The sequence below is a fragment of the Ralstonia sp. Ralssp110 genome (genome assembly GCF_047325135.1).
GTDB lineage: Bacteria > Pseudomonadota > Gammaproteobacteria > Burkholderiales > Burkholderiaceae > Ralstonia > Ralstonia mojiangensis.
On sequence record NZ_CP168610.1, the window covers coordinates 66,502 to 92,704 of the forward strand.

At 61.8% G+C, this 26,203-nt stretch carries 33 protein-coding genes and 1 tRNA gene; 26 read left to right on the forward strand and 8 right to left on the reverse strand.

All coding sequences use genetic code 11. From position 1 onward, the window contains the following. The first annotated feature begins 102 nt into the window (after nt 1-102). The 12 genes from ACEN9T_RS08955 (at nt 103) to ACEN9T_RS09010 (ending at nt 9,929) form a co-directional block, all read left to right on the forward strand. Nucleotides 103-450, forward strand: coding sequence for a c-type cytochrome (locus tag ACEN9T_RS08955; RefSeq protein WP_413707560.1), 348 nt, complete (start codon nt 103-105; stop codon nt 448-450). 10 nt (nt 451-460) lie between these two features. After that, nucleotides 461-931 carry a thiosulfate oxidation carrier protein SoxY gene (gene soxY / locus ACEN9T_RS08960; protein ID WP_092976761.1) on the forward strand — a complete coding sequence of 157 codons (471 nt, stop codon included), beginning with the start codon at nt 461-463 and terminating at the stop codon, nt 929-931. Nucleotides 932-950: 19 nt separating this feature from the next. Then, complete coding sequence (gene soxZ / locus ACEN9T_RS08965) at nt 951-1,262, forward strand: thiosulfate oxidation carrier complex protein SoxZ (protein ID WP_004628733.1); 312 nt, start codon at nt 951-953, stop codon at nt 1,260-1,262. 16 nt (nt 1,263-1,278) lie between these two features. Next, nucleotides 1,279-1,734 carry a DsrE family protein gene (locus ACEN9T_RS08970; protein ID WP_092976763.1) on the forward strand — a complete coding sequence of 152 codons (456 nt, stop codon included), beginning with the start codon at nt 1,279-1,281 and terminating at the stop codon, nt 1,732-1,734. Between the two features lie 40 nt (nt 1,735-1,774). Beyond that, entirely contained in the window at nt 1,775-2,575 is an 801-nt protein-coding gene (gene soxA, locus ACEN9T_RS08975) for a sulfur oxidation c-type cytochrome SoxA (protein WP_413708433.1), read from the forward strand. Further along, nucleotides 2,572-3,246, forward strand: a complete 675-nt coding sequence (gene soxX / locus ACEN9T_RS08980; RefSeq protein WP_413707561.1) for a sulfur oxidation c-type cytochrome SoxX — start codon at nt 2,572-2,574, stop codon at nt 3,244-3,246. The genes soxA and soxX overlap by 4 nt, the downstream gene beginning before the upstream one ends. A gap of 4 nt (nt 3,247-3,250) precedes the next feature. Then, the gene (locus tag ACEN9T_RS08985) at nt 3,251-3,763 is read left to right on the forward strand and encodes a TlpA family protein disulfide reductase (RefSeq protein ID WP_413707562.1); all 513 of its coding nucleotides are present in this window, start codon (nt 3,251-3,253) and stop codon (nt 3,761-3,763) included. Beyond that, nucleotides 3,760-5,481, forward strand: a complete 1,722-nt coding sequence (gene soxB / locus ACEN9T_RS08990; protein WP_413707563.1) for a thiosulfohydrolase SoxB — start codon at nt 3,760-3,762, stop codon at nt 5,479-5,481. The genes ACEN9T_RS08985 and soxB overlap by 4 nt, the downstream gene beginning before the upstream one ends. A gap of 48 nt (nt 5,482-5,529) precedes the next feature. Beyond that, a tRNA-Ala gene (locus tag ACEN9T_RS08995) sits at nt 5,530-5,605 on the forward strand. Between the two features lie 133 nt (nt 5,606-5,738). After that, complete coding sequence (locus ACEN9T_RS09000; protein WP_413707564.1) at nt 5,739-6,794, forward strand: serine hydrolase domain-containing protein; 1,056 nt, start codon at nt 5,739-5,741, stop codon at nt 6,792-6,794. A gap of 391 nt (nt 6,795-7,185) precedes the next feature. After that, the gene (locus ACEN9T_RS09005; protein ID WP_413707565.1) at nt 7,186-7,902 is read left to right on the forward strand and encodes a hypothetical protein; all 717 of its coding nucleotides are present in this window, start codon (nt 7,186-7,188) and stop codon (nt 7,900-7,902) included. A gap of 92 nt (nt 7,903-7,994) precedes the next feature. Further along, nucleotides 7,995-9,929 carry an endonuclease NucS domain-containing protein gene (locus tag ACEN9T_RS09010; protein ID WP_413707566.1) on the forward strand — a complete coding sequence of 645 codons (1,935 nt, stop codon included), beginning with the start codon at nt 7,995-7,997 and terminating at the stop codon, nt 9,927-9,929. 196 nt (nt 9,930-10,125) lie between these two features. Here ACEN9T_RS09010 and ACEN9T_RS09015 read toward each other — a convergent pair whose 3' ends face one another. Next, a complete protein-coding gene (locus tag ACEN9T_RS09015) occupies nt 10,126-10,599 on the reverse strand; it encodes a hypothetical protein (protein WP_316885670.1) in 474 nt (157 codons plus the stop codon). Nucleotides 10,600-11,304: 705 nt separating this feature from the next. On the opposite strand from ACEN9T_RS09015, the gene ACEN9T_RS09020 reads away from it, so the two are divergent. After that, entirely contained in the window at nt 11,305-11,670 is a 366-nt protein-coding gene (locus tag ACEN9T_RS09020; RefSeq protein ID WP_092976652.1) for a hypothetical protein, read from the forward strand. Nucleotides 11,671-11,780: 110 nt separating this feature from the next. On the opposite strand, the gene ACEN9T_RS09025 is transcribed toward ACEN9T_RS09020, so the two are convergent. Beyond that, nucleotides 11,781-12,389 carry an energy transducer TonB gene (locus ACEN9T_RS09025; RefSeq protein ID WP_413707567.1) on the reverse strand — a complete coding sequence of 203 codons (609 nt, stop codon included), beginning with the start codon at nt 12,387-12,389 and terminating at the stop codon, nt 11,781-11,783. Between the two features lie 197 nt (nt 12,390-12,586). Here ACEN9T_RS09025 and ACEN9T_RS09030 point away from each other — a divergent pair, with 197 nt between their 5' ends. Further along, nucleotides 12,587-12,955, forward strand: a complete 369-nt coding sequence (locus ACEN9T_RS09030) for a hypothetical protein (RefSeq protein WP_413707568.1) — start codon at nt 12,587-12,589, stop codon at nt 12,953-12,955. A 137-nt stretch (nt 12,956-13,092) separates the two neighbouring features. Here ACEN9T_RS09030 and cynR read toward each other — a convergent pair whose 3' ends face one another. Next, nucleotides 13,093-13,983, reverse strand: coding sequence for a transcriptional regulator CynR (gene cynR, locus ACEN9T_RS09035; protein WP_413707569.1), 891 nt, complete (start codon nt 13,981-13,983; stop codon nt 13,093-13,095). A 147-nt stretch (nt 13,984-14,130) separates the two neighbouring features. On the opposite strand from cynR, the gene ACEN9T_RS09040 reads away from it, so the two are divergent. The 3 genes from ACEN9T_RS09040 to ACEN9T_RS09050 all read left to right on the forward strand — a co-directional run bounded on the left by ACEN9T_RS09040 (nt 14,131) and on the right by ACEN9T_RS09050 (nt 15,888). Then, on the forward strand, nt 14,131-14,790 hold the full coding sequence (locus ACEN9T_RS09040) for a carbonic anhydrase (RefSeq protein WP_413707570.1): 660 nt from the start codon (nt 14,131-14,133) through the stop codon (nt 14,788-14,790). A gap of 61 nt (nt 14,791-14,851) precedes the next feature. Next, entirely contained in the window at nt 14,852-15,322 is a 471-nt protein-coding gene (gene cynS / locus ACEN9T_RS09045; RefSeq protein ID WP_413707571.1) for a cyanase, read from the forward strand. A gap of 83 nt (nt 15,323-15,405) precedes the next feature. Beyond that, entirely contained in the window at nt 15,406-15,888 is a 483-nt protein-coding gene (locus ACEN9T_RS09050) for a DUF1348 family protein (protein WP_232041328.1), read from the forward strand. A 312-nt stretch (nt 15,889-16,200) separates the two neighbouring features. Here the strand turns inward: ACEN9T_RS09050 and ACEN9T_RS09055 are convergent, their stop codons facing one another. Both ACEN9T_RS09055 and ACEN9T_RS09060 read right to left on the reverse strand, forming a co-directional pair. Next, a complete protein-coding gene (locus tag ACEN9T_RS09055; protein ID WP_413707572.1) occupies nt 16,201-16,773 on the reverse strand; it encodes an NADPH-dependent FMN reductase in 573 nt (190 codons plus the stop codon). Between the two features lie 91 nt (nt 16,774-16,864). Further along, a complete protein-coding gene (locus tag ACEN9T_RS09060) occupies nt 16,865-18,118 on the reverse strand; it encodes an Hsp70 family protein (RefSeq protein ID WP_413707573.1) in 1,254 nt (417 codons plus the stop codon). Between the two features lie 281 nt (nt 18,119-18,399). Here ACEN9T_RS09060 and ACEN9T_RS09065 point away from each other — a divergent pair, with 281 nt between their 5' ends. Beyond that, nucleotides 18,400-18,609, forward strand: coding sequence for a DUF2892 domain-containing protein (locus ACEN9T_RS09065; RefSeq protein WP_413707574.1), 210 nt, complete (start codon nt 18,400-18,402; stop codon nt 18,607-18,609). 1 nt (nt 18,610) lies between these two features. Continuing rightward, on the forward strand, nt 18,611-19,168 hold the full coding sequence (locus ACEN9T_RS09070) for an RNA polymerase sigma factor (protein WP_413707575.1): 558 nt from the start codon (nt 18,611-18,613) through the stop codon (nt 19,166-19,168). Between the two features lie 197 nt (nt 19,169-19,365). Here ACEN9T_RS09070 and ACEN9T_RS09075 read toward each other — a convergent pair. Further along, a protein-coding gene (locus ACEN9T_RS09075; protein ID WP_413706277.1) for an IS3 family transposase occupies nt 19,366-20,516 on the reverse strand; the annotation gives its coding sequence in 2 pieces (ribosomal slippage) (nt 19,366-20,270 and nt 20,270-20,516; 1,152 coding nt in all). A gap of 44 nt (nt 20,517-20,560) precedes the next feature. Between ACEN9T_RS09075 and ACEN9T_RS09080 the strand changes: the two genes are divergently transcribed. The 3 genes from ACEN9T_RS09080 to ACEN9T_RS09090 all read left to right on the forward strand — a co-directional run bounded on the left by ACEN9T_RS09080 (nt 20,561) and on the right by ACEN9T_RS09090 (nt 21,640). Next, a complete protein-coding gene (locus ACEN9T_RS09080; protein ID WP_413708434.1) occupies nt 20,561-20,755 on the forward strand; it encodes a carboxymuconolactone decarboxylase family protein in 195 nt (64 codons plus the stop codon). Between the two features lie 342 nt (nt 20,756-21,097). Continuing rightward, a complete protein-coding gene (locus ACEN9T_RS09085; protein WP_092976610.1) occupies nt 21,098-21,382 on the forward strand; it encodes a hypothetical protein in 285 nt (94 codons plus the stop codon). A gap of 99 nt (nt 21,383-21,481) precedes the next feature. Further along, nucleotides 21,482-21,640, forward strand: coding sequence for a hypothetical protein (locus ACEN9T_RS09090; protein ID WP_413707576.1), 159 nt, complete (start codon nt 21,482-21,484; stop codon nt 21,638-21,640). A gap of 215 nt (nt 21,641-21,855) precedes the next feature. On the opposite strand, the gene ACEN9T_RS09095 is transcribed toward ACEN9T_RS09090, so the two are convergent. Beyond that, entirely contained in the window at nt 21,856-22,314 is a 459-nt protein-coding gene (locus tag ACEN9T_RS09095; protein WP_413707577.1) for a MarR family winged helix-turn-helix transcriptional regulator, read from the reverse strand. A gap of 63 nt (nt 22,315-22,377) precedes the next feature. Here ACEN9T_RS09095 and ACEN9T_RS09100 point away from each other — a divergent pair, with 63 nt between their 5' ends. The 3 genes from ACEN9T_RS09100 (at nt 22,378) to map (ending at nt 24,076) form a co-directional block, all read left to right on the forward strand. After that, nucleotides 22,378-22,671 carry a DUF1330 domain-containing protein gene (locus ACEN9T_RS09100; protein WP_092976604.1) on the forward strand — a complete coding sequence of 98 codons (294 nt, stop codon included), beginning with the start codon at nt 22,378-22,380 and terminating at the stop codon, nt 22,669-22,671. A 428-nt stretch (nt 22,672-23,099) separates the two neighbouring features. Continuing rightward, nucleotides 23,100-23,312: a ParD-like family protein gene (locus tag ACEN9T_RS09105; RefSeq protein ID WP_413707578.1), complete on the forward strand. Its 213-nt coding sequence runs from the start codon at nt 23,100-23,102 to the stop codon at nt 23,310-23,312. Then, a complete protein-coding gene (gene map, locus ACEN9T_RS09110) occupies nt 23,309-24,076 on the forward strand; it encodes a type I methionyl aminopeptidase (RefSeq protein ID WP_092976598.1) in 768 nt (255 codons plus the stop codon). Before ACEN9T_RS09105 ends, map begins: the two co-directional genes overlap by 4 nt. A 68-nt stretch (nt 24,077-24,144) precedes the next feature. On the opposite strand, the gene ACEN9T_RS09115 is transcribed toward map, so the two are convergent. Beyond that, nucleotides 24,145-25,074, reverse strand: coding sequence for a LysR family transcriptional regulator (locus ACEN9T_RS09115; RefSeq protein ID WP_413708435.1), 930 nt, complete (start codon nt 25,072-25,074; stop codon nt 24,145-24,147). A gap of 97 nt (nt 25,075-25,171) precedes the next feature. Here ACEN9T_RS09115 and ACEN9T_RS09120 point away from each other — a divergent pair, with 97 nt between their 5' ends. After that, nucleotides 25,172-26,185, forward strand: a complete 1,014-nt coding sequence (locus ACEN9T_RS09120) for a zinc-binding alcohol dehydrogenase family protein (RefSeq protein WP_092976595.1) — start codon at nt 25,172-25,174, stop codon at nt 26,183-26,185. Nucleotides 26,186-26,203 lie beyond the last annotated feature (18 nt).

Genomic DNA, 26,203 nt, shown 5'->3' on the forward strand with positions numbered 1-26,203 from the left:
CGGGCGACATAGGATTTGGCCCGTTTCGGGCACAATACCGGGTCCGATTCCCGCCATTTCGCCCGCACACGCATGCGGGCAGCCTCGTCTTCTGGAGACCACATGAAGTTCGCCCCCACGCTCGCCGCTGCGGCGGTGCTGGCCGGCCTGGCGCTGTCCGCCACGCCCGCGCTGGCCGCCGTTGATGCTGCCCGCGCCTTGTCCATCGCCAACCAGAACGCCTGCATGGGCTGCCACGCCGTCGACCGCAAGCTCGTCGGCCCGGCCTACCAGGACGTTGCCGCCACGTACAAGGGCGATGCCGGCGCGCAAGCCAAGCTCATCAAGAAGGTGCGCGAGGGCGGCATGGGCAACTGGGGCCAGATCCCGATGCCGGCCAATCCGAAGATCGCCGATGCCGATCTGAAAACCGTGATCGACTGGGTGCTCGCGGGCGCCCCGGCCAAGTGAGGAACGGACGATGAACGACGCAATCAACCTGAGCCGCCGCGACGTGCTGCGCGCCGGCGCCATGATGGCGCTGCTGGTGTCCGCCGGCATCGCCACGCCGGCCCAGGCGGCCGAATGGAACAAGGCCGCCTTTGCCGTGAAGGGCGTGAACGACGTGCTCAAGCAACTGGGCGGCGGCGCGGTCGACAAGGGCGGCGCGGGCATCCAGCTCACCGCACCGGACATCGCCGAAAACGGCGCCGTGGTGCCGCTGGTCGTGACGAGCACGCTGCCCGGCACCGACCTCATCGCCATCCTGGTTGAAAAGAACCCGAACACGCTGGCTGCAACGTTCGCCATTCCGGCCGGGACCGACCCGTTTGTGAGCACGCGCGTGAAGATGGGCGAGACGTCAACGGTCTACGCCGCCGTGCGCGCCAACGGCAAATGGGTGCTGGCAGCTAAGGAAGTGAAGGTCACCCTTGGTGGCTGCGGCGGTTAAACATCAGGAGAAACACACCATGGCAGACCCGATGCGCATTCGCGCAATGGAAAACGGCGGCACCACCGACGTGAAGATCCTGATGAAGCACGACATGGAAACCGGCCAGCGCAAAGACGCGTCCGGCAAGGTCGTACCGGCCTGGCACATCACCAACGTGACGGTGCAGCACAGCGGCAAGACGGTGCTCGACGCCCAGTTTGGCCCGGCCGTGTCGAAGGATCCGTTCCTCAATTTCAAGTTCAAGGGCGGCGCCAAGGGCGACAAGGTGACGGTCACGTGGGTCGACAACCACGGCGACAAGCGCACCGACGAGACGTCTATCCAGTAAAGGCCCGGAGGCCCAAATGCGACGCAGCTTCTTTCGTGTGACCGCCGCGCTGGCGGCTTTGGGTGTGGCCGGCAAGGCCGCAGCCCAGAATGCCCCGCGCGCTGGCGGCGCCGGTGCCCGCTACAAGGTGGTCTACCAACTGAGCGAAGGCATCGACCAAGCCATGCGCGCCATCGGCAACCTGCGCAACCATCTGAACGGCGCGCCCGGCACGAAGATCGTGGTGGTGGCACTCGGCCACGGCATCGAGTTTCTGGTTGAAGGCGCCAAGGATGCGCAGGGTCGCCCGTTTGATGCACCGGTGGCGGCGCTGGCCAGCATGGGCGTGGAGTTTCGCGTGTGCCACAACTCGCTGATGGCGTTCAAGGTGCCGGAAGACAAGCTGCTGCTCGAAGCCAAGGTGGTGCCGGCCGGTGTGGTGGAAATCACCCGCTTGCAGCAGGAAGAAGGTTTCGCCTATATCAAACCGTAGGCGACCCACGGAGGGGACCGTGAAACACAAGACATGGACGATGGTGCTGGCTGCGGCGTTGGCAGCCGGCGGCGCCGTAATGGCATCCGCGCAGGACGCCAAGGACAGCACCGCCGCCGGCATCGCGCAGTACCGCGAGATGCTGGCCGACGGCAACCCGGCCGAACTCTGGGAAGCCGCCGGCGAAGAACTCTGGAAGAAGCCCGCCGGCTCCAAGCAGGCCTCGCTTGAAGCGTGCGACCTGGGCCTGGGCCCCGGCGTGGTGAAGGGCGCCTACGCCAAGCTGCCGCGCTTCTTCAAAGACACCGGCCGTGTGATGGACGCCGAACAGCGCCTCATGCATTGCCGCATGACGCTGCAGGGGCTGACCAAGGAAGAGGCATCGGCCCGCCCGTTCTCGTCGCCCGGCAAGGCGTCGGACATTGAACGCCTGATGGCGTACGTGGCTTCGGAATCGCGCGGCGCGGCCATCGACATTCCGCTCGCCCACCCCGAAGAAAAGCGCGTGTATGAACTCGGCCGCCGCATGTTCTTCTACCGTGGCGGCGCGTATGACTTTGCCTGCGCCACGTGCCATGCCCAGCCGGGTTTGCGCATCCGCCTGCAGGAGCTGCCTGACTTGCTGACCGCCGACGGTGCGCGCTTTGCGTATTCCACATGGCCGGGGTATCGCGTGTCGCAGGGCGAGGTACGCACGATGCAGCACCGCCTGTACGACTGCCTGCGCCAGCAGCGCTTTCCGGAACCGCTCTACGGCAGCGAGGTGATTACCGCGCTGGAGATGTTCCTCGCCCGCAACGCCAACGGCGGCAAGATGGACGCGCCGTCCATCAAACGATGAGGCCACGTATGACCCGACTGACCCCCATCGTTCTGACGGCGCTCACATTGGCGCTGGCTGCCGGCACCGCGCACACAGCGGACGCCACCTCCAAGGCCGTCACCGCGCCCAAGCCCGAAGCCAAGGCCGACGCGGCACTCGCCAAGGTCATCCAGGAGAGCTTTGTCTCCAAGGGCCCCGCCACCGTGGAAGGCGTGACCGAGCGCGACGACGTGCAGAAGGTCTGCAGCCAATTTGCCGACCGCAACGCCGTGCCCGCCGCGGTTGCCAAGAAACTGGAAGACGCGCAATTCAAGACCATCCACTACCCGGCTGACAACACCTGGCTGGGCGACTGGAAGGAAGGCGAGAAGACTGCGCAGAGCGGCCGCGGCATGCAGTTCTCCGACCCGGCCGGCGGCGCGAACGGCGCCAACTGCTATGCCTGCCACCGCCTGTCGAAAGACGAGGTGTCGTACGGCACCATCGGCCCGTCGCTGTACCAGTACGGCAAGCTGCGTGGGGATTCGGAAGCGATCCTGCGCTACACGTGGGGCAAGATCTACAACTCCAACGCGTATGCGGCGTGCTCCAACATGCCGCGCTTTGGGCACAAGGGCATCCTGACCGAACAGCAGATCCGCGACGTGATGGCGTTGTTGTTCGACCCGGCATCGCCCGTGAACCAATAACGCCATGCAAGCCACTCGACGGTTCCTGATGTGGGCGGCAGCGGCGATGGTGTTTGCCGCCACGCAGTTTGCCAATCATGCGCAGGCTGTCGAAGTGGGCGATATGGTTGCGCTGCCCGACCTGCAATTGCTCGACGGCACGCGCGTGCCGGGCGATGCGTGGCGCGGGCACCCCGTCATCATCGCCACGTGGGCATCGTGGTGCCCGTTCTGCGCGCTGCAGAACCCGCGCCTGCAAAAGCTGTATGACGCCACGCGCGGTACTGACCTGCGCATCCTCACCATCAGCATCGATGCCAACCCGCAGCTCGCGAAGGACTACGTCGCCAAGCGCGCCTTCACCTTTCCGGTGACGATGGAAACCGACGCGCTGTGCGCCGCCACCGGCCCACGCAAGGGTCTGCCCGAGCTGCTCGTGCTCGACGCCAAGGGGCGTGTGGTGCGCAAGGAAGTTGGTGAGATGCTCGAAGACGACGTGGCCGACCTGGCCCGCTACGCACACAGCCCCAAGCAATGAACCGCCGCGAATTCGTTCAAGCCCTGGCGATTGCCGCAGCCGCCGGCCTGCGCCTGACCGACGCACACGCAGATACGTTCAGCTATGACGTGCCGCGCTTCGGCAACGTCCACCTGCTGCACTTCACCGACTGCCACGCGCAGTTGCTGCCCATCGAATACCGCGAACCCAGCGTCAACCTGGGCGTGGCGCAATGGGCCGGCCAGCCGCCGCATCTGGTGGGGCACGCGCTGCTCCAGCGTTACGGCGTTGCGCCGGGCTCGCGCGCCGCACACGCGCTTACGTCGCTCGACTTTACCGAGGCCGCGCGCCGCTACGGCCGCATGGGCGGCTTCGCGCATCTGGCCACGCTCATCAAGCGCCTGCGCGCCACGCGCCCCAATGCACTGCTGCTGGACGGCGGCGACACATGGCAGGGCTCCGCCACCGCGCTGTGGACCAACGGCCAAGACATGGTCGACGCAGCCCTGGCGCTGGGCGTGGACGTCATGACCCCGCACTGGGAGATGACCTACGGCGCCGACCGCGTGCGCCACGTGGTCGATCACGACTTCAAGAACAAGGTCGCCTTTGTCGCGCAGAACATCCAGACCGCCGACTTTGGTGATCCGGTGTTCGACCCGTATGTGCTGCGCGAGCTGAACGGCGTGCCGGTGGCCATCATCGGGCAGGCGTTTCCGTACACACCGATCGCGCACCCGGCCGATTTCACGCCCGACTGGACCTTCGGCATCCAGGAAGAACGGCTGCAGAAGATGATTGACGAGGCGCGCGGCAAGGGCGCCAAGGTGGTCGTGCTGCTCTCGCACAACGGCATGGATGTCGACCTGAAGCTCGCCTCCCGCGTGCGCGGGTTGGACGCCATCCTGGGCGGGCATACGCACGACGCCGTGCCCGCGCCCGTCAAGGTCAGCAACCCGGGCGGCGTGACGCTCGTGACCAACGCCGGCGCCAACGGCAAGTTTGTCGGCGTGCTCGATCTGGATGTGCGCGGCGGCACCGTGCGCGACATCCGCTATACGTTGCTGCCCGTGTTTGCCGATCTGCTGCCGCCAGACCGGGCCATGACGGCGCTGATTGACCGCGTGCGCACGCCATACAAAGACAAGCTGGGCGAAACGCTGGCCACCAACCGGGGCCTGCTGTACCGGCGCGGCAACTTCAACGGCACGTTCGACCAACTCATCGTTGATGGCCTGATGCACGCGCAGGGCGCCGAGATTGCCTTCTCGCCCGGCTTCCGCTGGGGCACCACGCTGCTGCCCGGCGAGGCCCTGACCATGGAAGCGCTGATGGCCCAGACCGCCATCACCTACCCGGCCACCACGCTCACCGAGATGACGGGTGCCACCATCAAGACCGTGCTGGAAGACGTGGCCGACAATCTGTTCAACCCAGACCCGTACTACCAGCAGGGCGGCGACATGGTGCGCACCGGCGGCCTGCGCTACACCATCGACCCGAAGATGCCCATGGGCCAGCGCATTACCGACATGCGCCTGGGGCCGGGTGACGGCAAGCCCATCGACGCCGACCGCCGCTACAAAGTGGCCGGCTGGGCCGCCGTGTCGCCCGAAGCCCGCAAGGCGGGCGGGCGCCCCGTGTGGGACGTGCTGGCCGACTGGCTGCGCGACCAGCGCGAAGTGACCGCAAGGCCGCTGAACACGCCGCGCATTGTCGGCATGGAAGGCAATCCGGGCATGGAAAACGCGGGTTAAACCCCCGATTGAAAGCGCCCGGGGAGTTCGGGTAGACTCATTTTCCACGGGCCGATAGCTCAGCTGGGAGAGCGCCGCGTTCGCAATGCGGAGGTCGGGAGTTCGATCCTCCTTCGGTCCACCAAGTTACTGGCAGCGTTTGATGAGCGATGCCCCAAAAAAACCCGCGAAGCGTTGAGCGTCGCGGGTTTTTTGTTGCCGGCGTGGCGTGGGTTAGATAGGCGGGCAACGATCAACGATCAACGAGAAGGCGATAGATGGCAATTCCGCGTCGAGCATTCATTGCAGCCGGAGCGCTGGCGCCGTTCCTGGCGTCTTGCGCAACCGACCTTTCCAAGTTCGGCGGCGAACCCTTTCCCGCTCTCGCTCGTCGGCTCCGCGTTTGCGCGGCAAGCTACGCCATCCTCGCGGCTGGAAAGCCCAGCACCGCCACGGTGGTGTCAAGTTGCTCGCAAGAGCCCCCGATTCGGCCTGGAGCTGTATATCAAGCGGCCTCTCTGACCAAGCCCGTGACCGCGTTTGTTGCGCTGAATCTGGTGCGCGAGGGGCGGCTCGATCTGCAGGCGCCGGTTTCGCACTATCTGCCCGATGGCTACAAACACCGTCAGCACCCCTTTAACCCCCAAAAGGCCGCCCTGGTCGATCTCGTCCCTGCGAGCACATTGGCGCAGATTCCTGTAGCGACGCTGCTGAATCACAGCTCGGGTCTACCAAACTGGACAAGCGGCAAGCTCGTTCCTGCGTTTGAGCCGGGCACGCGGTGGCAATACTCGGGCGAGGGCTATGCGCTCTTGCAGGCAGTCATCAGTGCCGTCACTGGCGAGGCGTATGAAACCTTCGTGTCGAAGTCTGTTTTCCAGCCGATCGGCATGCGGCATTCCGCACTGCATCTGACCGACAACATTCGGGAGCGCCTGGTGAACGGCAGTTCACGCTCGCAGTTGGTGTTCAGCGAGGCCAACGCGGCTGCGTCGCTCTACACCACGGCGGAGGACTACGCGAAGCTCATCTCGGCACTGCTGGCCGACACCGCCTTGCTGGAGCTGACCCTCGCCAGGCCTATCGCCGTTGACCCTGCATTGGGCCTGACATGGGGATACGGATGGGGCATCGAGACGACCAACCACGACGCCTACCTCTGGCATTGGGGAAACAACCCCGGGTACCGCGCATTCGCCATGGTGTCGCTGTCGTCACGGAACGGATTCGTCCTCTTTACAAATAGCGCGGACGGAATGCCATTGGCCGCTCCGCTCGCGCAGGCCACCATTCCCGCAGAGCACGGTGTCTTTCGTTTTTCGATGCTGGGCTGAGAGCCAAGGTTGGGCAGGTGAAGGCCTGAGTTCTACGCACAGTCACAAGCTGCCTAACCCATTTGATTTACGACGAGACTAACGCCAGCGGGGAGGCTCGCGGTTCTCGTCGCATAGGTACTCGGCGCTTTCCCCTTAAAAATCAAAGAGAAATATCAAAGCAGGCGAATAGCCGGTGGTGGCGTTTGCCAGTTGCAAGGCGTTATGTATTTTTGAGCCTTGGCAAGGCGTGTGTTCGATACCCCAATTTGTGGCATTTCGCGCCGGATAAATTCGTTGTAGCGTAGATCGTCGCCGGGAGCAGGGGCACCACATATATCCGGCCAGCGGATTATGTCCGGCGCGGTTCCAGCAAATAACAAACAAGCCGCCATAGAAAGGGGTGAGGGTCGTGGGAGTACAAGATCGCGATTGGTTCAGAGACCGTCGAGCGCCGCAGCTGCGCAATCCCGACTGGCAGAAGGAATACGCCCGCTGGTATGGCAAGCCACCCCAGGGCGCCAAGCAAGGCGTGCACTGGATCGTTTCCTTGATGGTTTGGGTGGCCGTTCTTCTGGTCGTCTACATCGCCGCGAAGCAATTGCGGCTCACTGGCAATGGCGCAGCCGTGCCTAGCCAGCAGGCTGCTTCAACGCAGCCGGCACCCACCACGGCGCCGCCACAGCGTCAGCCCATGCCACCGGTGCAGCAACCCACCGCACGGGCCACCACGCCTCCGGCAGGCGTGAACAAATGCGTGATCAACGGGCAGACGGTCTACACGGAAGCACCGTGCGGGCAGGCGATGCGCGCGCTCGTGGGCAATGCGCCCACCGATGCGCCGGTCAATGCTCGTCAACGCGAGATGGAAGAGGCTGCGGCAGCAGCGAAGCGCGCGGAAGAGCAGCTTGCGCGGCAGTGGGATCAGCGGATGGCGCAGCGGGATCGGGACTTGGCGGCTGAGCAGGTTGCTGTTCAGCAGCAGGTCAGCAGTGTTAATGCGGAGTGCGCGCGGCTTAAGGCGGATCGAGATGGGATTTTGCGGCTGTCTGTGACTACGCAGCAGATGTCGCCGTGGCGGGACAACTTGAACTACATCCGTAAGCGGATGAATGAGCTCCATTGCTAACAAGCCACTTCTTTCGCGAACAGGTGGTGTCAACGTGCAATGCGATTTGGCGCCGATAGAGCAAAGCTTGTGGACCAATTTCCAGGACGGGGATGCAATTGACAGAAGCGGAGTTGCGGGACCGCATAGCAGAAAACGTTGCTTTGCTTGAGGAAGGGTTGCAGCTCCTCAATAAGGAGCAATACATACCAAATTCGCTTGGCACTCGGAGCTTTGTGGACCTATATGCTCGGGACTCGCGAGGTCATCACGTACTGATAGAGCTCAAGAGGAGCGACGCGGCTGCTCGTGAAGCTATCCACGAGGTTCACAAGTACGTTGAGGGGGTGAAGCGGCATCTTGGTGCTCGTGACGCAGAAATTCGTGTCATCGTTGCGTCTACCGAATGGCGAGAACTGGTGGTGCCGTTTTCTCGCTTTGTGGCGGACACCGAGCTCGACGTCTTGGGGCTCCACTTGACCGTAGATCCGTTGTCGGGGCAGGTTACTGCGTCCCACGCAGCCTTGCTCCCCGTAACTCAGGGGCGTTTTATTGCTCCTTGGCACGACGTGAATTGGTATGAGAGTGAGGAGGCGTTAGCTGCGGGCATCACCTCCATCGAGGCTTCATGTGCCGCTAAGAGAGTTGAGGACTTTGTCATCGTGGTTCTTCGTCCAGCACAGCCAGCGTCGTCTGACCACCAGGCAATGATGTGGTCCGTCATTCGAGGGTTAGGCCAAGCCGACGAAGACGAGCTGAACTCTTCTCCTGTGCTACCCACCTACGAATTCATTGCCTACTTTGCGCAGCAACTTACTGAGGAACAGTGCTGGCTCATACTGGAGCGTGAGCCGGATGTCCTCGCTGAAGCGAGGGAAACCACTGACGGAATGAGTGAGGAAGAAAGGCTGCATCACCTCTATGAGGAAATCGCTTGTCTCGATCCACGTCCCCTTTGCGATCATCTCGAAATTGGATATCCGGCGAAATTTTCCAAGTTCATGGATAGCCTCAATTGCACCGTGGAAGTGATTCATCGTTACGGAGTCTTCCGGCGCAACACGCTACTCCAAGATGAGGCGATTCTGTCCGAGTTGCGAGGAGAGGACGGTTCAACCGGGCAACGGTTCAAGCGGACCGTGAGCGTCGCCAGCCGTGCGCACATGGCCTCGGCAAAAACGGATCTTGAGAACTGTCTGGCTGAGAATCCTGCCTGGAAGGCACATGTGCTCAGGGCCCTCGGCGAAGTGGAGCGAGAGTACCCCTCAGCGGAATTGGATATATCCGTCTTCAATCCCGCCACTGGACTCCTCACGCTTTACTACTCGACTACGCGCGAGGATGGGTTCTTGTACGTTCCTACCTATCACATAGTTGTAAGAGACCCGGACCCGGTTCGCATGTACTACGGCGTCCTGCAACCAAACGGCTCGCCACTGTCGTCGCAACGGATTCTTCAAACGTACTACGACGGCGATCTGACGGGGTTACTCATGACGATGACGTGGGGCGGGCATGAGTCACGTGACGCCGACATCGTGGAAGATATGGGGCTGGCCTATCGGTCTTTCCGTTGTGACATATTGGACGCAGATAGGAGGTTCTTCGCTCTGCGTGAGGAAAGATGGCGTCCGTGTGATGCCGTTATGCCAATCGGACCATTCTATGACTACATCGCCGAAAACGAGGCATCCGTACGGCAACTAGTCTTCAAGATCTCGCAGCACGATAGGGGAGGAATCGTTGATCTCAGCTCCGTCGATCTCATTTTGGACGAGCTAGCCGATCTAGATCGAGGTAGGCAGCTTGGACAGCATTTCGCCGGTGCTCCCGAAAATTGCGATGTGTGTGGTTGCACGCTCGCTGAGCAGAAATACATGGCCGACACCAAAGTACCTGGCGGTGGCGACGCTTGGGGCTGCATGTGTGGAGACTGCTTTGTCCTATCAGGCGGCCGGTTTGGTTGGGGCCTAGGTCAGCTGTACATTCGAGAGGACGAAGAGTGGTTGCTTGTGGCTGGCTTTCCGCCAGAAGAAGGCATGCATTGACATCTCGATGTTGTGTCTTGGAGTGGAAACTAACCCACAAACGGGGAAGGGGCAAAACAAGCGGCGATGTCAAAAGAACCCGCAAAGCCCTATGGCTTGCGGGTTTCTATTGCTGGCGTTGGCCCAGATTCGAACTCAGTTGGCCCGCCTTGTGCAGGCTTTCCCACATCTAAGCCACCATCTGCAGCCCCTCACCTCACTCCCCAGCCGCCTCCTCCACCTTCTTCCGCGGCCCCCGGCTAAACCGCGCCGACAACGTCCGTCGCGCCGATTCCAACCCTTCGCCCTTACCCGCAACCTTCAGGTACGTGTAACCCTCCAGCGCGGCCGTCATCAGATCACTACCCATTGCCAGTTGCGAATCCTGCATCCGTTCCAGCAACTTCTCCACGCGGGCGAGGCGAGGGCGCAGGGTGTCAAAGCCCACCAAGTCACGTCGCATTTCCTGCAGGTTGAAATTGGCAGGAAGCACGCCGGGGTTGTTGCTCAGCAGTTCCACTGCCTGGCGGCAGAACGCTTCGGACTTGTCGCCCATCTTCATGAGCGTGCTGCGCTGCTCGACTGACAGGCCAATCAGGCCAACGAGCTTTTCTTCCAGTGTCTTTAGCGCGCCGTCAATGGCGGTCAGGTCGGTGGCGCTGGGTTGAAACGAGATCAAGTTCTGAGACATTGCGTTCCTTCTAAAGCGGATATCAACGTCATGCCGATTGGCACAACGCGGTGAGGTTGGCTACCGCTGCGGCGTATCGCAATGCTGTACACAACTTTTGACGGAAAGCGCCCGCACATGGGGCGAGCAAGCCCGCTCACGCCGCTCGAATGTTGGAGCGTGAAGCGCGAGCCTCGGAATGTCGAATTCGACTCTCTGACACTGACGCTCGAGCTTCAGACGGTGGAACGTGACCCTCAGACAGTGAAGTTCGAGTGTTTTCGGCTCGAAGGCGACCTTCTGACCGTCGAGTTCGACTCTTTGACACTGACGTTCGACCCTCAAACAGTGAAACGCCAGTGTTTGAGCCTCGCGTTCCACTCTTCGAGGGTGAAGCGCCCCTGTTTGAGGGTGAAGCGTGACCTTCGGACCGTCGCTCCCGACGAATCAAGAATCCAACTTTCGCCGCTGCCCCCATCGCTATAATCCATTCCGCTGCCGCACCAACGGCAGTCGGGTTTGGCGACTCGACATACTCACAACGAGCGTCCGCTTGGCGGATACGCTCGGGCACACTCGCGCATGCCTCCTATGGCGGGCCGGGTGGGGAGACCGCAAGGTCTGCCGGTTGCCGTGAGTACCGGTTCGCCAGCCCCGCCGTCAGGCCCGCCACCTTCGTCTGGCGACGAGAAGGCGGACCTCCAATCAATACTCACGGAGGCGCCTATGCCTATTGCAGACGAGACGCGACCAGCGTCGTACCCATCTCCACCCGCATCACCCAGCCCACGGCCCACGTCGTCCGACGCAGGCAGGCTCACCAAAAACCGCACCTACCTGAACGGCGCAATCGCAGCGCAGGCGTATCTCAAGCGCACACGCACCGCCATGCGCACCCACGGCCAATGCCGCCCGGGCATGCTGCGCGAGCAGCTTCAACATCTGTCCGCGCACGCATTTCCGCCAGCGTTCATCAAAGGCTTTGTGGATGCGATTGACGCGTACGTATCGATGTCGCTCGGGGGACGCGATGTCGATCCGCAATCGTGGGACGTGCTAGCCGCCATAGAGCGGCGGGGCTACAGCCAATAACAAGAGATTGACGCATTCCCGTGACGGGCGGGAATGCCTGTGTGGGGTCGAGCGGCAGTTGGGCGGGGGGTGTTGGATTTGTCTGCCCCCGACCGGAGATGACGACCACCTCACGGCATCGTCGGGGGGTTACGGTCTAGGCCGAATGCGAACGATCTAGAAAAGGGGGTGCGCGTTGGTTGACCCGTCTTTGGGTCTTTGAAGGGGGCGCACGCAATTGACTGGACCGCTTGCACGGCAGCTTCATCTAGCAGGGCGTTGCCGGAAGATCGTTTGACACGCACGCCGGAGATGCTTCCATCCGATTCGATCACGCCCGACACAACACCCGCGCCTTCTATGCGCATGCGGCGTGCCTCGGCGGGATAAACCAGCGACGGGGCTGTGCATCCGACAGCCGGTGGACGTGTTGCCGGCGAACCGTTTTCTGGCGGAATGGGTGGCTGGCTTGCGCACCCAGCCAACAACACAAATGGCACGATGCACGCAAGCGGTGGCACGCGATACAGCATGAATCCCCCTGTCTTTACCAAGACTACGTTGGTCTGATTGTTCTGCTCAGCAACTGGGATCGTAGACGAAGAGCGTGAACGGAGCGTGGCGTCAGACGGCCGTTGAAGCTCACCGCCTGATGCACGAATCGGAACTTGGAAGAGGCCCCCATCGCTATAATCCATTCCGCTGCCGCACCAACGGCAGCCGGGTTTGGCGACCTGCATATCAGTTCTTAGAGAGGCTATCGCGCAAGCGATGGTCCGCTTCTGCTCGCTTGTGTTGTCTATGGCGGGCCGGGCGGGGAGACCTTCGGGTCTGCCGGTCGTTCTCTAAGGGCCGGTTCGCCAGCCCCGCCGTCAGGCCCGCCACCCTTCGTCTGGCGACGAATGGCGTGCCTCCACTGCCACTTAGAGAGGCCGACATGCCACCTGTCGAAAGCGGGCACCGCCCCGCGTCCTACCCATCTCCACCCACATCACCCAGCCCACCGCCCACGTCCTCCGACACAGGCAGGCTCACCAAGAACCGCACCTACCTGAACGGCGCCATCGCAGCGCAGGCGTATCTCCGGCGCACACGCGCCGCTATGCGCAGCCACGGCCAATGCCGGCCGGGCATGCTGCGCGAGCAGCTTCAACATCTGTCCGCGCACGCATTTCCGCCAGCGTTCATCAAAGGCTTTGTGGATGCGATTGACGCGTACGTATCGATGTCGCTCGGGGGTCGCGATGTTGATCCGCAGACGTGGGATGTATTAGCTGCCATAGAGCGGCGAGGCTACAGCCAATAACAACAGATTGACGCATTCCCGTGACGGGCGGGGATGCCACAGTGGTTAGGGCAGGGGAGAGGGAGCGTGCTGCGTCAGCTGAAGATCACAGCGCGCGACGCGCCAAGCGAAGAGGCCGGCACGTAACGCGCACCCCATCAGCGTTGGAAGTTCTCCGCCAATTCCTTCAACACCTGGACGAAGGCCTTGCTCGCCGCCGTCCGATACGCATCCTTGCGTTGCAGCAGCACGGCCGTGCGGGCCGGCAGCGGCGGGTCGAGCAGCACGGGGTGCAGCTCGGTATGCTCGCGCGCGACGCCGTCGGGCAGTACGGTTGCGAGCTGCCCACGCCGAACGATCTCAACGATCGCACTGATCGAACTGACCTCGATGGCGACCTGAGGGCGAATCTGGTTTCGCGAGCAGTATTCGTCGATGTAACGCCGCGTCGCGAACGCCTTGTTCAGCAGCACCAGCCGTTCGTTGGCGAAGTCCTGCGCTGACAGCGGCTTGCGGCGCTTTGCGCGCACGTGGCCGCCGCCGACGACGAGGCTCAGCGTCTCGCGAAACAACGGCTCGCTTTCGATTTCCGCGCTGTGGGAGGACTCGAACGCGATGCCGGCGTCGAGCCTGTCATCGGCGAGCTGCGCTTCGATCTGATCCTGCGTGATTTCCTGAATGTCGATCGCAATGCCGGGATGCAGGCTATAAAAACGATCGATCGCAGGGCCGACGAGATACGCCGTGAAGGTCGGCGTCACGGCAAGGCGCAGATTGCCACGGCTCAGTTCACCGACGTCCTGTATTGCTCGCACGCCCGCATCCAGATCCTGCAGCGCGAGCTTCGCATAGCGCATCCACGCCGCACCGGCGTCTGTGAGTTGCACGTTCCGCCCTGAACGGTCTAGCAACTGAGTGCGCAGCGCGTCTTCCAGTTGCCGTATCTGCTGCGACAGCGTGGGCTGCGAAACGTGCAGCGCCTCGGCGGCGCGCGTGAAATTGCGGTGTTCCGCGACGGCCAGGAAGTAACGGATATGACGCAACAGCATGGCGAACTCCCTCGTCCTCTAACTATTGGTATTGCCTATGGTGAGAATCATAAACTCGTCTTGGACACTATGACGGGGCGGGTCCATTCTCTGTTCAACGCATCGCACTGACCGACGTTGCGAACGCCAGATTGAATGGAGCAGACCATGCGAGAGATCATCGACGGTTTTCTAAAGTTTCAACGGGACGTCGTGCCCACACGCAAGGCGTTGTTCCGCAAGCTGGCCACCAGCCAGACGCCGCGCACACTGTTCATTTCTTGCTCCGATAGCCGCATGGTTCCTGAACTGGTCACGCAGCGCGAACCGGGCGACCTATTCGTGATTCGCAATGCCGGCAACGTCGTGCCTTCGTTCGGTCCAGAGCCTGGCGGCGTGTCGGCTACGGTCGAATATGCAGTGGCCGCGCTTGGCGTGACGGATGTCGTGATATGCGGCCACTCGGACTGCGGCGCGATGACGGCCATAGCGACGTGCAAGTGCCTGGACCATATGCCCGCCGTCGCGAACTGGCTGCGCTACGCGGACTCGGCAAAGCTCGTCAACGAGTCGCGTGAACATGCGAGCGAGCGCGCGCGCGTCGACTCGATGGTGCGCGAGAACATCATCGTGCAACTCAACAACCTCAAGACCCATCCCTGCGTTGCACTGGGGCTCGCGCAGGGCCGCCTCAATCTGCACGGTTGGGTCTACGACATTGAATCCGGTTCGATCGACGCGCTCGACACCGCGACTCGCCGGTTCGTACCGCTCGCGGCGCATCCCGATGTCACCGCAACACCCGCCGAGTGCGTGGCTGCGCACTGATTTCCAGCGCGTTATTCCGACTGCAGATCTCACCACGTTGACTTATTCAAGGAGCAACATCATGACCCAATCGCAAGTCACGCCGAACGCGCGCGAAGCGTTGACGGAAACCATCATCGACGCGAAGGTGCGCAAGAACCTCACGTTTGAAGCCATCAACGAAGGCACGGGCTTGAGCGTCGCGTACACGACAGCCGCGCTGCTCGGTCAGCACGCGCTGCCGGAGAACGCGGCGAAGCTGATCGGCGAGCGCCTTGGACTCGACGCCGACGCCGTGCGCTTGCTGCAAACCATTCCCGTGCGCGGCAGCATTCCGGGCGGCGTGCCCACCGATCCCACCATCTACCGCTTCTACGAAATGGTGCAGGTGTACGGCTCGACATTGAAGGCGCTCGTGCACGAAAAATTTGGCGACGGCATCATCAGCGCAATCAACTTCAAGCTCGATATCCAGAAGGTGCCGGACCCCGAAGGCGGCGAGAGTGCCGTCATCACGCTCAACGGCAAGTACCTGCCGACCAAGCCGTTCTGAGTTCATCGCGTCGCGGGTCGGGCGATCCGCAACGCACGAAGTGCAATGCAACCCAATCGCTAATCTGAAAAAGGAGAGCCGTCATGTCGACTCAACAGCCAGCAGTTCGTCCGCCGCTTCCGCCGTTCACGCTGGAATCGGCCAAGGAAAAGGTCCGTCTTGCAGAAGACGGCTGGAATTCGCGCGATGCCGCCAAGGTCGCGCTCGCCTATTCGCTCGATACGAAATGGCGCAATCGCGCAGAGTTTGCGAACAATCGGGCGGAAGCGCAGGCGTTTCTCGATCGCAAATGGAAGAAGGAGCACGAGTACCGTCTGATCAAGGAACTGTGGGCATTCGGCGGAAATCGCATTGCCGTCCGCTACGCCTACGAATGGCACGACGACTCGGGCAACTGGTTCCGGTCCTATGGCAACGAGAACTGGGAGTTCGGCGAAGACGGCCTGATGCAACGCCGCTATGCGTGCATTAACGACATGCCGATCAAGGAATCCGAGCGCAAGTATCACTGGCCGCTGGGGCGTCGTCCGGACGATCATCCTGGCTTGAGCGATCTCGGCCTCTGAGACCTCGCGACATGCGCAGCGCACCCACGCTTAGGGCGTGGCGCGCGCTGTGGCGATCGGGACGCGTTGGGTACGTTTCGATGTCGCTCAGGCCGCGATGTCGATCCGCAGACGTGGGATGTATTAGCTGCCGTACAGCGGCGAGGCTCCAGCAAATAACAACCGATTGATGTATTCCCGTGACGGGCGGGGATGCCTGAGTGGGATCGGAGTGGCGTTGGGCGTTGGCCGCTGGAGCTGCCCGCTTGCGGCCATGAGTCGCCGCCAGAGGCCTAGACACCAGTCATGGAATTGAAACGTTGAAGACAGCCATCAAGAGGCATTCGTGACGGCATGACATCCATGCGCAGATGTCTGCCGAGCATGAATCGCAGTCACGAACGCGGACAGAAAGCCGCGCATTTCGGACTGCCGCTCAGGCAGCTTCAGTCCGGTTTTGATTTCGTCTGGCGTTTTTCCAATCAACGGGATGCGCAAAAACACGTCTTCGAGAAATTGATCGCTGACAGTGGACAGCACCAGCCGGAGCGATGTGAGCATGTCGTCGCCACGATGCGATGCATGTGCGAGCGCAATGGGCTTCCCGATGACTTCGAATCGCGACACCATCCAGTCGATGACGTTCTTGAGCCCTCCCGGAATAGCGCGAACGTATTCGGGGCTGGCAATAATGATGCCGTCGCATCCGGACACGAGTGTCAGGAATTCCAGCACTTCGGCTGGTGTCTGTTGCCCTTCCAGGTCAGGCGAAAAGACCGGCAAGGTGTCGAGGCGATGGAATACCGATAGCTCGACGCCCTCAGGGGCAACGTCTTGCAAGCCGAACAGTAGCGCCGTGTTGACGGAATCGCGGCGGGCACTGCCGGAGATGGTGAGGAGCTTCATCTGGTTTTCCTTTAGAGACATCCTGCCGCGCGCCGGGCTGTCTGGTTCGATACGCTCGAAACGTCCCGCCGCCCCTCAGCCTTTCAACCCGTCAGCCAAACTTGCGCGCCGCATCGCGCGCCAAGCCGGAACCGATCCCGCCGAACAGATCGCCCTCGACGCGCCGCGCCGACGGCAGCACTTGCGCCAGTTGCTCGCGCAGCAACGGCACCCCGCTGGAGCCGCCGGCAAAGAGAATGGTATCGACGGCTTCCGCTGCGACGCCCGCCGTCTTCAGCATCGCCTGCACCGTCGAGACCGTCTTGCCGACCAGCTTCCCAATCGACTGGTCGAAATCCTCACGCGTGACGGGCTGCTTCAGCTCGGGCGCGATGCGGTGCAGGTCGATCTCCGCCACCGGGGCATCCGACAGCGCGATCTTCGCGGCTTCCACCTGGATGGCCAGCCAGTGGCCGGCGCGCTCGCGGATCAGGCGGATGAGGCGGTCGAGTTTTTCGGTGTCGGCGGCATCCCGGTAATTGTCCATCACTACCGCCCACGCCTTGCGCGTGTACACGTGGTTGATGGTGTGCCAGCTCGCCAGGTCGAAATACTGGCCAGACGGCATTGCCTTGCCGTTGCGCAGCGTGCTGTTCAGGCCAAGTAGCGGCATCACGCTGGCCAGGCTCAGGGCGCGGTCGAAGTCGGTACCGCCGATGTGAACGCCGCCGTTGGCGAGGATGTCCTCGCGGCGGTCAAGGCGTTTCGCGCGTTCGGGCGACAGGCGCACGAGCGAGAAGTCCGACGTACCGCCGCCAATGTCGGCCACCAGCACAAGTTCTTCACCGCTGATGCCGGCCTCGTAGTCGAACGCGGCGGCGATGGGCTCGTACTGGAAGGCGATCTCGTCGAAGCCGGCGTCGCGCGCGATGTCCGCCAGCGTGTCTTCGGCGAGCTGATCGGCCTTGGAATCTTCGTCGATGAAGAACACCGGGCGGCCCAGCACGGCGCGGCGGAATTCATGGCCGGCGGCATGCTCGGCGCGCCGCTTGAGTTCGCCGATGAAATGCGCCAGCAGCTTGCGGAAGGGCATGGCCTGGCCCATGACCTCGGTGCTGTCGTCCATCATCGAGGTGCCGAGCAGGCTCTTGAGCGAGCGCATCAGGCGGCCCTCGTAGCCGGCAAGATAGTCTGCCAGCGCGGCACGGCCGTAGCTGACCGTCGGGTCTTCGGCGTGAAAGAAGATGACGGAAGGCAGCGTAGCCTTGCCGTCTTCGAGCGGCAGCAGGGTGGGTGCGTCCGGTCTCAGCCAGCCGACGGTGGAGTTGGACGTGCCGAAATCGACGCCGCAGGCGTTTGACATCATAGGATTGTGGCTTCTGGAGTGCAGCAGGAGGCATGCGCCTGCACGGGGTGTCAGGAGCGGGCGCCACCAGCGAGAGGGGCGCTATTGTAGTGGCTTTGTGCGACGGAGCCCCTCACGGCGGCCGCTGTTCGCGGGCAAAACGCGGCCGCTGAGAGTCCGCGAGAGATGCCCAGGGACTGTCCATGGTCCCCAGTCCCGAAATACCCCAAAAAAAAAGAATCCTTTTGCGCTGACGGTGCCTCTATGAAGCCGTCACCAGCACAACAGAAGGATGTGTCCATATGTTCTATCTCAAGCGGAATCTGCCCACCACCGAGCGATTGATTCGCGCTTCCGTGGGGCTCTGCACAGCCGTCGCTACAGCAACGCTGGCGCCCACGCCCTGGGGCATGATTGCCGGCTACGCGACTGCAGCGATTCTGGCAGGCACAGCAATTGTCGGCTTTTGTCCGGCCTGTGCGCTTGTTGGAAGAACGCCAATAAAGAACTGAAATGATACGTGCCTCTGATGAGCTTATTGAGGCGGCTTGCGCTGGCAACCAGGCTGCAATCTCTCGACTGCTGGCAGTGTGTCAGCCCGATCTAAAGCGGTTTGCGAGACGAACGTGCACAAATAGTGAGGACGCTGAAGACGCCGTGCAGATCGCCTTATGGCGGGTGTATCGAAAAATTGGCGCGCTACGAACGGCGGCGGCGTTTGCGAGCTGGCTATTCCGCATCGTCGAAAGGGAATGCTACCGATTCTTTACCCGGAGAAAAGCGTCCATTCCCTTATACGAGGCAGATTTGGATGCTGTTCAGGCACCCATGATCCCAAGGGATTTGCAAACGGATCTCACCACCGCAATCCAGACGCTTCCTCAGAACTATCGCGTGGTTCTCATTCTGCGGGATGTTGATGGACTCACAGCGCCGGAAGTGGCGGCCGAGCTAGGGTTGACCGTTGAAGCAGTCAAGAGCCGGCTGCATCGTGCCCGTTCCATGGTCCGCGAGAAACTTGTCGCAAGCGGATATTGGAATTCTGCAATGGATTCTGAAAATGAACGGTAATTTAAAACAGCAGACATCAGTGATGAGTGAATACCAGTCGCCCAAGGACTTCCAGAACATTCCAAAGCTTCTTGCCCTTGCGAAGGAAGAAGGCAACGCTTTTATGGCCTTCGATCATGCCGCAAAGCGCGCTGATGGTTTGATTCCGCCAAAAATCAGGGAGTTCATATCCCTCGCCGTGAATCGCCCCGACTTTCCTAGACACCCGCGAGCCGTTGGGAATGGCGTTGTTCGAACTCTACCGGTGATAGACCGTTGGCGCTCGAATGGCGCCGTGTTGGGTTGTAAAACATCTCGATGTAGTTGAAGACATCGGACTTGGCCTCCTGCCGGGTGGCATAGATCTGCCGGCGCACCCGCTCGCGTTTGAGTAACTGGAAGAAGCTCTCCGCCACTGCGTTGTCGTGGCAGTTGCCGCGCCGGCTCATGCTGCACAGCAGGTTGTGCTCGCGCAGGAAGCTTTGCCAGGTGTGGCCGGTGAACTGGCACCCCTGATCGGAGTGAATCAGAACCTGCTGGTGCGGGCGCCGCCGCCATAGCGCCATCAGCAAGGCATCCAACGCCAACTGGGTATCGATGCGCTGCCCCATGGACCAGCCCACGACCATGCGCGACCAGAGATCGATGACCACGCTCAGATACAGCCAGCCTTCGTGTGTGCGGATATAGGTGATATCGGTCACCCAGGACTGATTCGGGCCGTCGACCGTGAATCGCCGTTGCAAGTGGTTGGGCGCGACCACCGCCGGCTTGCCGGCCCACCTCGCCGGACGCCGCCGGTAGCCCGATTGCGAACGCAGCCCCTCGGCCTTGAGCAGCCTCGCCACGCGGTGCTTGCCGCAGCGCTCACCCAAGTCGCGCATGTCCAGGGTGAGCTTGCGATAGCCATAGACCCCGCCGCTCTCGAACCACGCCTGCTTGAGCAGGCCAAGCAGGCGCTGGTCGTCCCTCGCACGCGGGCTCAAGGGCTGCGCCTGCCAGGCGTAATAACCGCTGGGATGCACCGCCATCGCTTTGCACAGACGGCGCACGCTGTATTGACCCGCGTGCGCCTTGATGAAGGCGTACCTCACCCGGATTGCTTGGCAAAGTACGCTGCGGCCTTTTTTAGGATGTCGCGCTCCTCGGTCACCCGCTTGAGTTCAGCCTTGAGCCGGCGCACCTCCTCGGATTGCGATACCTGCCCTTGCGGCTCTGCCACGGGCTGGCGTCGCTGTTTGATCCACTGGTACAGGCTGTGCTGGCTCACGCCTAACCGCTGCGCGACCTCGGCCACGCTGTGGCCTCTATCCACGACCTGATTGACCGCCTCGACCCTGAATTCTTCGGTGTATCTCTGTGCACTCATCGCACCTCCTGTCTAACCTCTAGTTTGAGGCTCACAGGTGTCTACTGGGGCCGGGGCGATTCACCGTTGCTCTTACTACGCAATGTTCCTACTGCCTTGATGTCCATACGAAGGCCGCCAAAAAGGCCGGGGCTACGGCTGAAGAACTTGCAGAATTGATTTCAATTGCAGCAGCGGTCCGAGCTGGCGCAACAATGGGACATGGCCTGATGGCGATCCGCCTGTTTGAAGAGGCATAAAAGGCGTTCGCCCGCATAACTGCGGTGCGCTATCCGATAGCTCCGTGCGCTGCCTGACACGCAGCGCCTCAAGAAATACCCGGGCCCACGATCCCGATATCGGAGTAGAGTGAGGGACGGATATCAGCGGGGCGCGTCGTCGGCCCCGGCACAAGAGAAATTTGCCTCGCCTCTGATCGACGCGTCGCGGACGTTCCACCTCGATCCAGCCTCCCAAGCTGCCTCTCCGAGTCGTTTTTCCAGCACGGCTCGCACTTCACCCGCCCCCGGGCATTCTCGCCTTGCCATCAGAGCACCAAGGGCGTAGCCCGGCCCGCTCGCTTTTCCTATGGGAGATCCACCATGGATACCTACCCGACATCCTTCTACAAAGGGTTCGCGATTTACCCCCTGATTTACCCGTTCAACCCACCACGCGAGTGGCACGAGAAACGCCCCGACCGCGCGTACAGCGTCTCGGTCGTCATCTGTCTTGAAGGCGAGACGATGGACGATGAGCGCTCCCGCGTCTTTCGTCTAAGAGGCGAGCCATGGGACAACGTAGGCGCTGCGAAGCGCGCGGCCACGCAGGGCGCAGAGGACATCATCGATGGGCTTGTGCCGGGCCAATCGATGGTCGGCGAGTAGACCGTTCGATGAGGTCAAATTCGAAGGTCTGTCCGGTGGCGCTCTCAAAGGCCACCGTCTACGCAAGCGACCCAGCCATGCCGGGCGTCAGGAGCTCGAATGGTTCGAATGCAGTACTCAATCTGCCTGGCTTATGAGATTCGCGATCAGGCCGCAGACTTCATCTTCAATTTTCACGCGACGCAGACCGCACGGCAGACAATCGTTGCTGAATCGCTGCAACTGACCCCCGCGATTCCGACCACGCTTCAGACGTAACCGACCTCGCGTCGAGGTTCAAGCGCTCACCAGCTCTGAGCCCAGGGCCGATATGCCAATGGTGACTGACCAAGCAATCTGCACTTGGGAAAGCCAAAGCGGTTAGCTGTGTTTGTTGTGGAGTTGCGGCGCGTGCTCGACGTCGGCGGGTTAGAAACTGAGGTGCACCCAGCGCGGCGTCGACGCGATGTTGCGCCGTGAACTGGCCGCAAGCACTACGCCCGCGAGGACTCTGCAGCGTTGGCCAATTTCGCCATTGCTTGCGTTGCTGAACGAAGCGATTTATCGCCCATCTGACTGGCAAGTTCGGCTTTGGCTGAACTCCACACCGGGAGCGCATCCGCCACGAGTCGACGCCCAGATGTCGTGAGGGTCAACTGCTTTCCAGCTCGGCCGCGTCCGCCAGTGGCGTGGACCAAATCTCGGCTTTCCAGATTCTGGACAGATCGGCTGAGGGTAGTGGGGTCGACCCCGGCCTTATCCGCTAGCTCAACCAGCGTCGTCCCCTCGGCTTCACCGATACCAACCAACAGGCTGAACTGCTCCGCCGTTAGCCCGAGCGGCTTGAAACTGGCGTTGTAGTAACGCGTGAGTGCGCGCGCCGTTGCGCGTGCCTGGAAGCCCGGACACTCCGCTGCAACGTCTTTCAAAGCTTCTGGATCGAAACCCTTCATGTCTACCCCGTTTGACAATCCTGCCTTCCCTTAATAATGTATATGCATTATTTCGGAGGCACAATGCCAGCATACGTACACGTCAATCTACGCATCATCGACTTTGCCAAGCAGGCGGCGCTTGCTCCGCGATTTCAAGCTGCGCTGCAAGAGGCGGGCGGGCGAATCTTGCATTTCGGCCCTGTTGCGCAGGTTCTGGAGGGGGATGAAGACCCATTGCCGATGGCCGGTGTGTTCGAGTTCCCGACGCTGGCCCAAGCGCTAGCTTTCTACAATTCCGAGACATATGCGCCGATCAAGGCCGATCGTCAGGAAGCCCAGCAAGCGCGGATGTTCGTTGTCGAAACGCTGTCGTGATTGACGGCTTCAGGCCAGGCACGATCAGTCGACAAGCGAGGCTTGGTGGCCTACACAATCAGTGACTTCCTCGGCAACGTGGTGTGGCACCCGTCGACGACCACGCGCATCCTTCATGTTGGGTGCGGGGTGAACAACCACGTCAGCCACATCAAGCTGTGCGTCTCGTCGGACAACAACAACAGTGTGTTTGTACGGTTGCCCGTGACCTGGTTGGAGCTCGAGCGGATCGTGGCCGACGAGATTTCGTTGCATGCGCGGAGCCGGCTGGCGAAGACCTATGGGGGTGCGCATTCCCCCCCTGGCGGGCGGAAACGCCAAAGCGGCTACGTGACGCCGTCGCAGGGGCGATCACCTGAGGGACGGCCCTTGCATAGCTGGTCAACGCACTATACGATCCATATATATTTCATATATTGGAGGGTGACGTGGGCATCGTGAACATTGACGACGATCTGCACGATCAAATACGCAAAGCGAGTGCAGTGGCGTGCCGATCCATCAATGCGCAGGCTGCTTTCTGGATCAAGATCGGCATGTTGTGCGAGATGAATCCGGCGCTGACTTTCAATGAGATCGTTGCGCGGGAATTCCGGGCCGCTGGCGTTGAGGCCCCGGCAGTCCGGGTTGCTTCCACATGACCAAGCGACCGGAAGAAATCGCGTTGCTGGCGGAATCCGGCAGGCTGCTGGCGGGTGTGTTCGGCTACCTGGACCAAGTGAGCTTGGCTGGCATGTCCACCATGCAGGTCAACGACATGGTCGACCGTTTCATTGTGGATGAACTGAGCGCGCGCCCGGCGAGCAAGGGGCAGTACGGCTATGCCTACGCGTTGAACGCTTCGCGCAACCATGTCGTCTGCCACGGCGTTCCGTCCCCCGCGGACATCTTGCAGGACGGGGATATCGTGAACTTCGATATCACGTTGGAAAAGAACGGGTTCATCGCAGATTCCAGCAAAACCTATCTCATCGGAGACGTGTCGCCATCGGCCAAGCGGCTCGTGCAGGTGACCTATGAGGCCATGTGGCGAGGGATCAAAGCCGTGCGCCCGGGCGCCACGCTGGGTGACGTGGGCCATGCCATCGAGCGGCACGCCAGGCGCAGCGGCTACTCGGTCGTGCGAGAGTATTGCGGACACGGCATTGGCCGTGAGATGCACGAACCTCCAGAAGTGCTGCATTGGGGCACGCCGCAAACCGGGTTGGTATTGCGCGAAGGCATGGTGTTCACCATCGAACCGATGATCAATCAAGGCCGCCGCTCCGTCCGGACCGAAGAGGATGGCTGGACGGTGGTCACAAGAGACGGGAAATTGTCGGCGCAGTTCGAACATACGGTGGCCGTGACACGAAACGGCGTACAGGTCCTGACGCTGCGCGCTGACGAAAGCCCCTTGCAGTGAAGCCCCACAACGGGCCATCAACAACTGACCCAAGCTCGCCACGGCAGCCTGAGCCGTTAGCCACGGTGTTACTCAGATGGCAAACCTTCCGGCGCGTAGCTTGCGACCAGGGCCATGCAGCGTTCCCGCAAAAAGGCACTCAGCGCCTTGATGGCGGGCGTCAGCTGCGCACGGTGGGCGCAAATCAAATGCAGCGGCGCGGGCTCGCCGTATTCCTGCGGGAATATCTCGACCAATCGCCCGGCCTTTAAATCGTTGATGAGGTCCAAGCGCGATTTATAGATCAGGCCTTCGCCTGCGACGGCCCAGCGGCGCACGGCATCGGCATCGTCGCTCACGCGATTTCCTGTGACGGCCACGGTGCGCTCACCGCCGGGCAGGGTAAAGCGCCAGCGTTCATGGACTTGCTCGCTCCAGATATACCGAAGGCAGTTGTGTCGTCGCAGGTCATCCACCTTGGCCGGTGCGCCGTGTTGTTCGATGTACGAGGGCGCTGCGCACAACGCACGCCGGTTGGTGTCGAGCAGTTTGATGGCCAGCAAGGATGAATCCGGCAGCGCCCCATAGCGCACGGCAAAGTCCAGCGGCTGGCGGATGAGATCGGCCGCCCGGTCGCTCAATTTCAAGTGCACCGATAAACCAGGGTGCTGGTGCTGAAAATCGTCGAGCCACGGCAGGAGCAGGTTTCTCCCGAAATCGGACGGAGCAGACAGCCGCAGCGGGCCGGAGAGTGCTTCCCGGCCACCGGCCAGCGCTTGTTCGCCTTGCTCCCGCGCACCCAGCATGACGCGCGCGTGCGGCAGGTAGCGCTCTCCAGCCTCTGACAACTGCATGCTGCGCGTGGAACGCGTGAACAGACGGGCGTCCAGCGCCTTTTCCAGCCGCTGCACAGACGCGCTTGCTTGCGCAGGCGCGATGTTCAGTTGGCGGGCAGCCTCTGAGAAGCTGCCGGCGTCGGCCGTGTGCACGAAGATTTGCACGTCGTCCAGGCGGATGATTTTCATTGAAATGCCGAAAGTGTTTGGGCATACCGCCCGTTTATCCGCATATCGCTGAAAGATAGCATGGCCCTCATCCACTCTTTGGAGAACGTGCATGAAAGCCATCGGTTTCTATCAGAACCACCCCATCAGCCACCCGCAGGCGCTGCAAGACATTGAACTGCCGACGCCTGAACTGCGCGATCACGACCTGCTGGTGGAAGTCAAAGCGGTGTCCGTCAACCCGGTCGATACCAAGATCCGGCGGGGCGGAGACATCCCGGAGGGCCAAGCGCGCATTGCTGGCTGGGACGCAGCGGGCATCGTCCGCGCGGCCGGCCCGCTGGCCACGCGCTTCAAGCCGGGTGACCGTGTCTGGTATGCCGGCGACATCACGCGGTCTGGCACCAACAGCGAACTGCATGCGGTGGACGAACGCATCGTCGGCCCCATGCCGGCATCGCTGGATTTTGCGCAAGCCGCATCGCTGCCGCTGACAGCCATCACCGCGTGGGAACTGCTGTTTGATCGCCTGCGCGTCCAGGCTGCCGACCCGACCGAGAACAACGTGCTGCTGGTGACCGGAGCTGCGGGCGGGGTCGGCTCCATCCTGACCCAACTGGCGCGCGCGCTGACGGGGATGACCGTGATCGGCACGGCGTCGCGGCCGGAAACCCGTGAATGGGTGCTGGCGCATGGCGCGCACCACGTCATCGATCACCGTCAACCGTGGGCGCCGCAATTGGCAGCGCTTGGTTTTGATCACGTCACGCATGTGGCCGGGCTGAATCAGAGCGCCGCTCACGTGCCGCAGATCGCCGCTGTGCTGCGCCCCGAGGGGCAATTCGCCCTCATCGATGATCCGGTGGATCTGGACATCGGCCCGTTCAAGGGGAAATCCATTTCGATTCACTGGGAACTGATGTTCACCCGCGCCATGTTCACCACCGCCACCATCGCCCGACAGCACGCGTTGCTGCGTCGTGTGGCCGAACTGGTCGATCGCGGCGACATCAAGCACACCCTGACGCAGCGCATCGATGGCATCAACGCCGCGAGCTTGATCAAGGCGCATGCGCTGGTCGAAGCCGGAAACATGATCGGCAAAGTCGTTGTCGCCAACGCCTGAACCTTTCTGACGTCTGAC

Coding starts and splice junctions, on each gene's coding strand:
- ACEN9T_RS09090 (WP_413707576.1), top strand. CDS start 21,482: ATGGTTCGAATGCAGTACTCAATCTGCCTGGCTTATGAGATTCGCGAT.
- soxB (WP_413707563.1), top strand. CDS start 3,760: ATGAACCGCCGCGAATTCGTTCAAGCCCTGGCGATTGCCGCAGCCGCC.
- ACEN9T_RS09060 (WP_413707573.1), bottom strand. CDS start 18,118: ATGATGTCAAACGCCTGCGGCGTCGATTTCGGCACGTCCAACTCCACC.
- ACEN9T_RS08970 (WP_092976763.1), top strand. CDS start 1,279: ATGCGACGCAGCTTCTTTCGTGTGACCGCCGCGCTGGCGGCTTTGGGT.
- ACEN9T_RS09095 (WP_413707577.1), bottom strand. CDS start 22,314: ATGAAGGGTTTCGATCCAGAAGCTTTGAAAGACGTTGCAGCGGAGTGT.
- ACEN9T_RS09025 (WP_413707567.1), bottom strand. CDS start 12,389: ATGCAGGTCGCCAAACCCGGCTGCCGTTGGTGCGGCAGCGGAATGGAT.
- ACEN9T_RS09020 (WP_092976652.1), top strand. CDS start 11,305: ATGCCTATTGCAGACGAGACGCGACCAGCGTCGTACCCATCTCCACCC.
- cynS (WP_413707571.1), top strand. CDS start 14,852: ATGACCCAATCGCAAGTCACGCCGAACGCGCGCGAAGCGTTGACGGAA.
- ACEN9T_RS09120 (WP_092976595.1), top strand. CDS start 25,172: ATGAAAGCCATCGGTTTCTATCAGAACCACCCCATCAGCCACCCGCAG.
- ACEN9T_RS09065 (WP_413707574.1), top strand. CDS start 18,400: ATGTTCTATCTCAAGCGGAATCTGCCCACCACCGAGCGATTGATTCGC.
- soxX (WP_413707561.1), top strand. CDS start 2,572: ATGAGGCCACGTATGACCCGACTGACCCCCATCGTTCTGACGGCGCTC.
- ACEN9T_RS08955 (WP_413707560.1), top strand. CDS start 103: ATGAAGTTCGCCCCCACGCTCGCCGCTGCGGCGGTGCTGGCCGGCCTG.
- ACEN9T_RS09085 (WP_092976610.1), top strand. CDS start 21,098: ATGGATACCTACCCGACATCCTTCTACAAAGGGTTCGCGATTTACCCC.
- ACEN9T_RS09040 (WP_413707570.1), top strand. CDS start 14,131: ATGCGAGAGATCATCGACGGTTTTCTAAAGTTTCAACGGGACGTCGTG.
- ACEN9T_RS09010 (WP_413707566.1), top strand. CDS start 7,995: ATGCAATTGACAGAAGCGGAGTTGCGGGACCGCATAGCAGAAAACGTT.
- ACEN9T_RS09015 (WP_316885670.1), bottom strand. CDS start 10,599: ATGTCTCAGAACTTGATCTCGTTTCAACCCAGCGCCACCGACCTGACC.
- soxY (WP_092976761.1), top strand. CDS start 461: ATGAACGACGCAATCAACCTGAGCCGCCGCGACGTGCTGCGCGCCGGC.
- map (WP_092976598.1), top strand. CDS start 23,309: ATGACCAAGCGACCGGAAGAAATCGCGTTGCTGGCGGAATCCGGCAGG.
- soxZ (WP_004628733.1), top strand. CDS start 951: ATGGCAGACCCGATGCGCATTCGCGCAATGGAAAACGGCGGCACCACC.
- ACEN9T_RS09100 (WP_092976604.1), top strand. CDS start 22,378: ATGCCAGCATACGTACACGTCAATCTACGCATCATCGACTTTGCCAAG.
- ACEN9T_RS09070 (WP_413707575.1), top strand. CDS start 18,611: ATGATACGTGCCTCTGATGAGCTTATTGAGGCGGCTTGCGCTGGCAAC.
- ACEN9T_RS09030 (WP_413707568.1), top strand. CDS start 12,587: ATGCCACCTGTCGAAAGCGGGCACCGCCCCGCGTCCTACCCATCTCCA.
- cynR (WP_413707569.1), bottom strand. CDS start 13,983: ATGCTGTTGCGTCATATCCGTTACTTCCTGGCCGTCGCGGAACACCGC.
- ACEN9T_RS09050 (WP_232041328.1), top strand. CDS start 15,406: ATGTCGACTCAACAGCCAGCAGTTCGTCCGCCGCTTCCGCCGTTCACG.
- ACEN9T_RS09055 (WP_413707572.1), bottom strand. CDS start 16,773: ATGAAGCTCCTCACCATCTCCGGCAGTGCCCGCCGCGATTCCGTCAAC.
- soxA (WP_413708433.1), top strand. CDS start 1,775: ATGGTGCTGGCTGCGGCGTTGGCAGCCGGCGGCGCCGTAATGGCATCC.
- ACEN9T_RS08985 (WP_413707562.1), top strand. CDS start 3,251: ATGCAAGCCACTCGACGGTTCCTGATGTGGGCGGCAGCGGCGATGGTG.
- ACEN9T_RS09000 (WP_413707564.1), top strand. CDS start 5,739: ATGGCAATTCCGCGTCGAGCATTCATTGCAGCCGGAGCGCTGGCGCCG.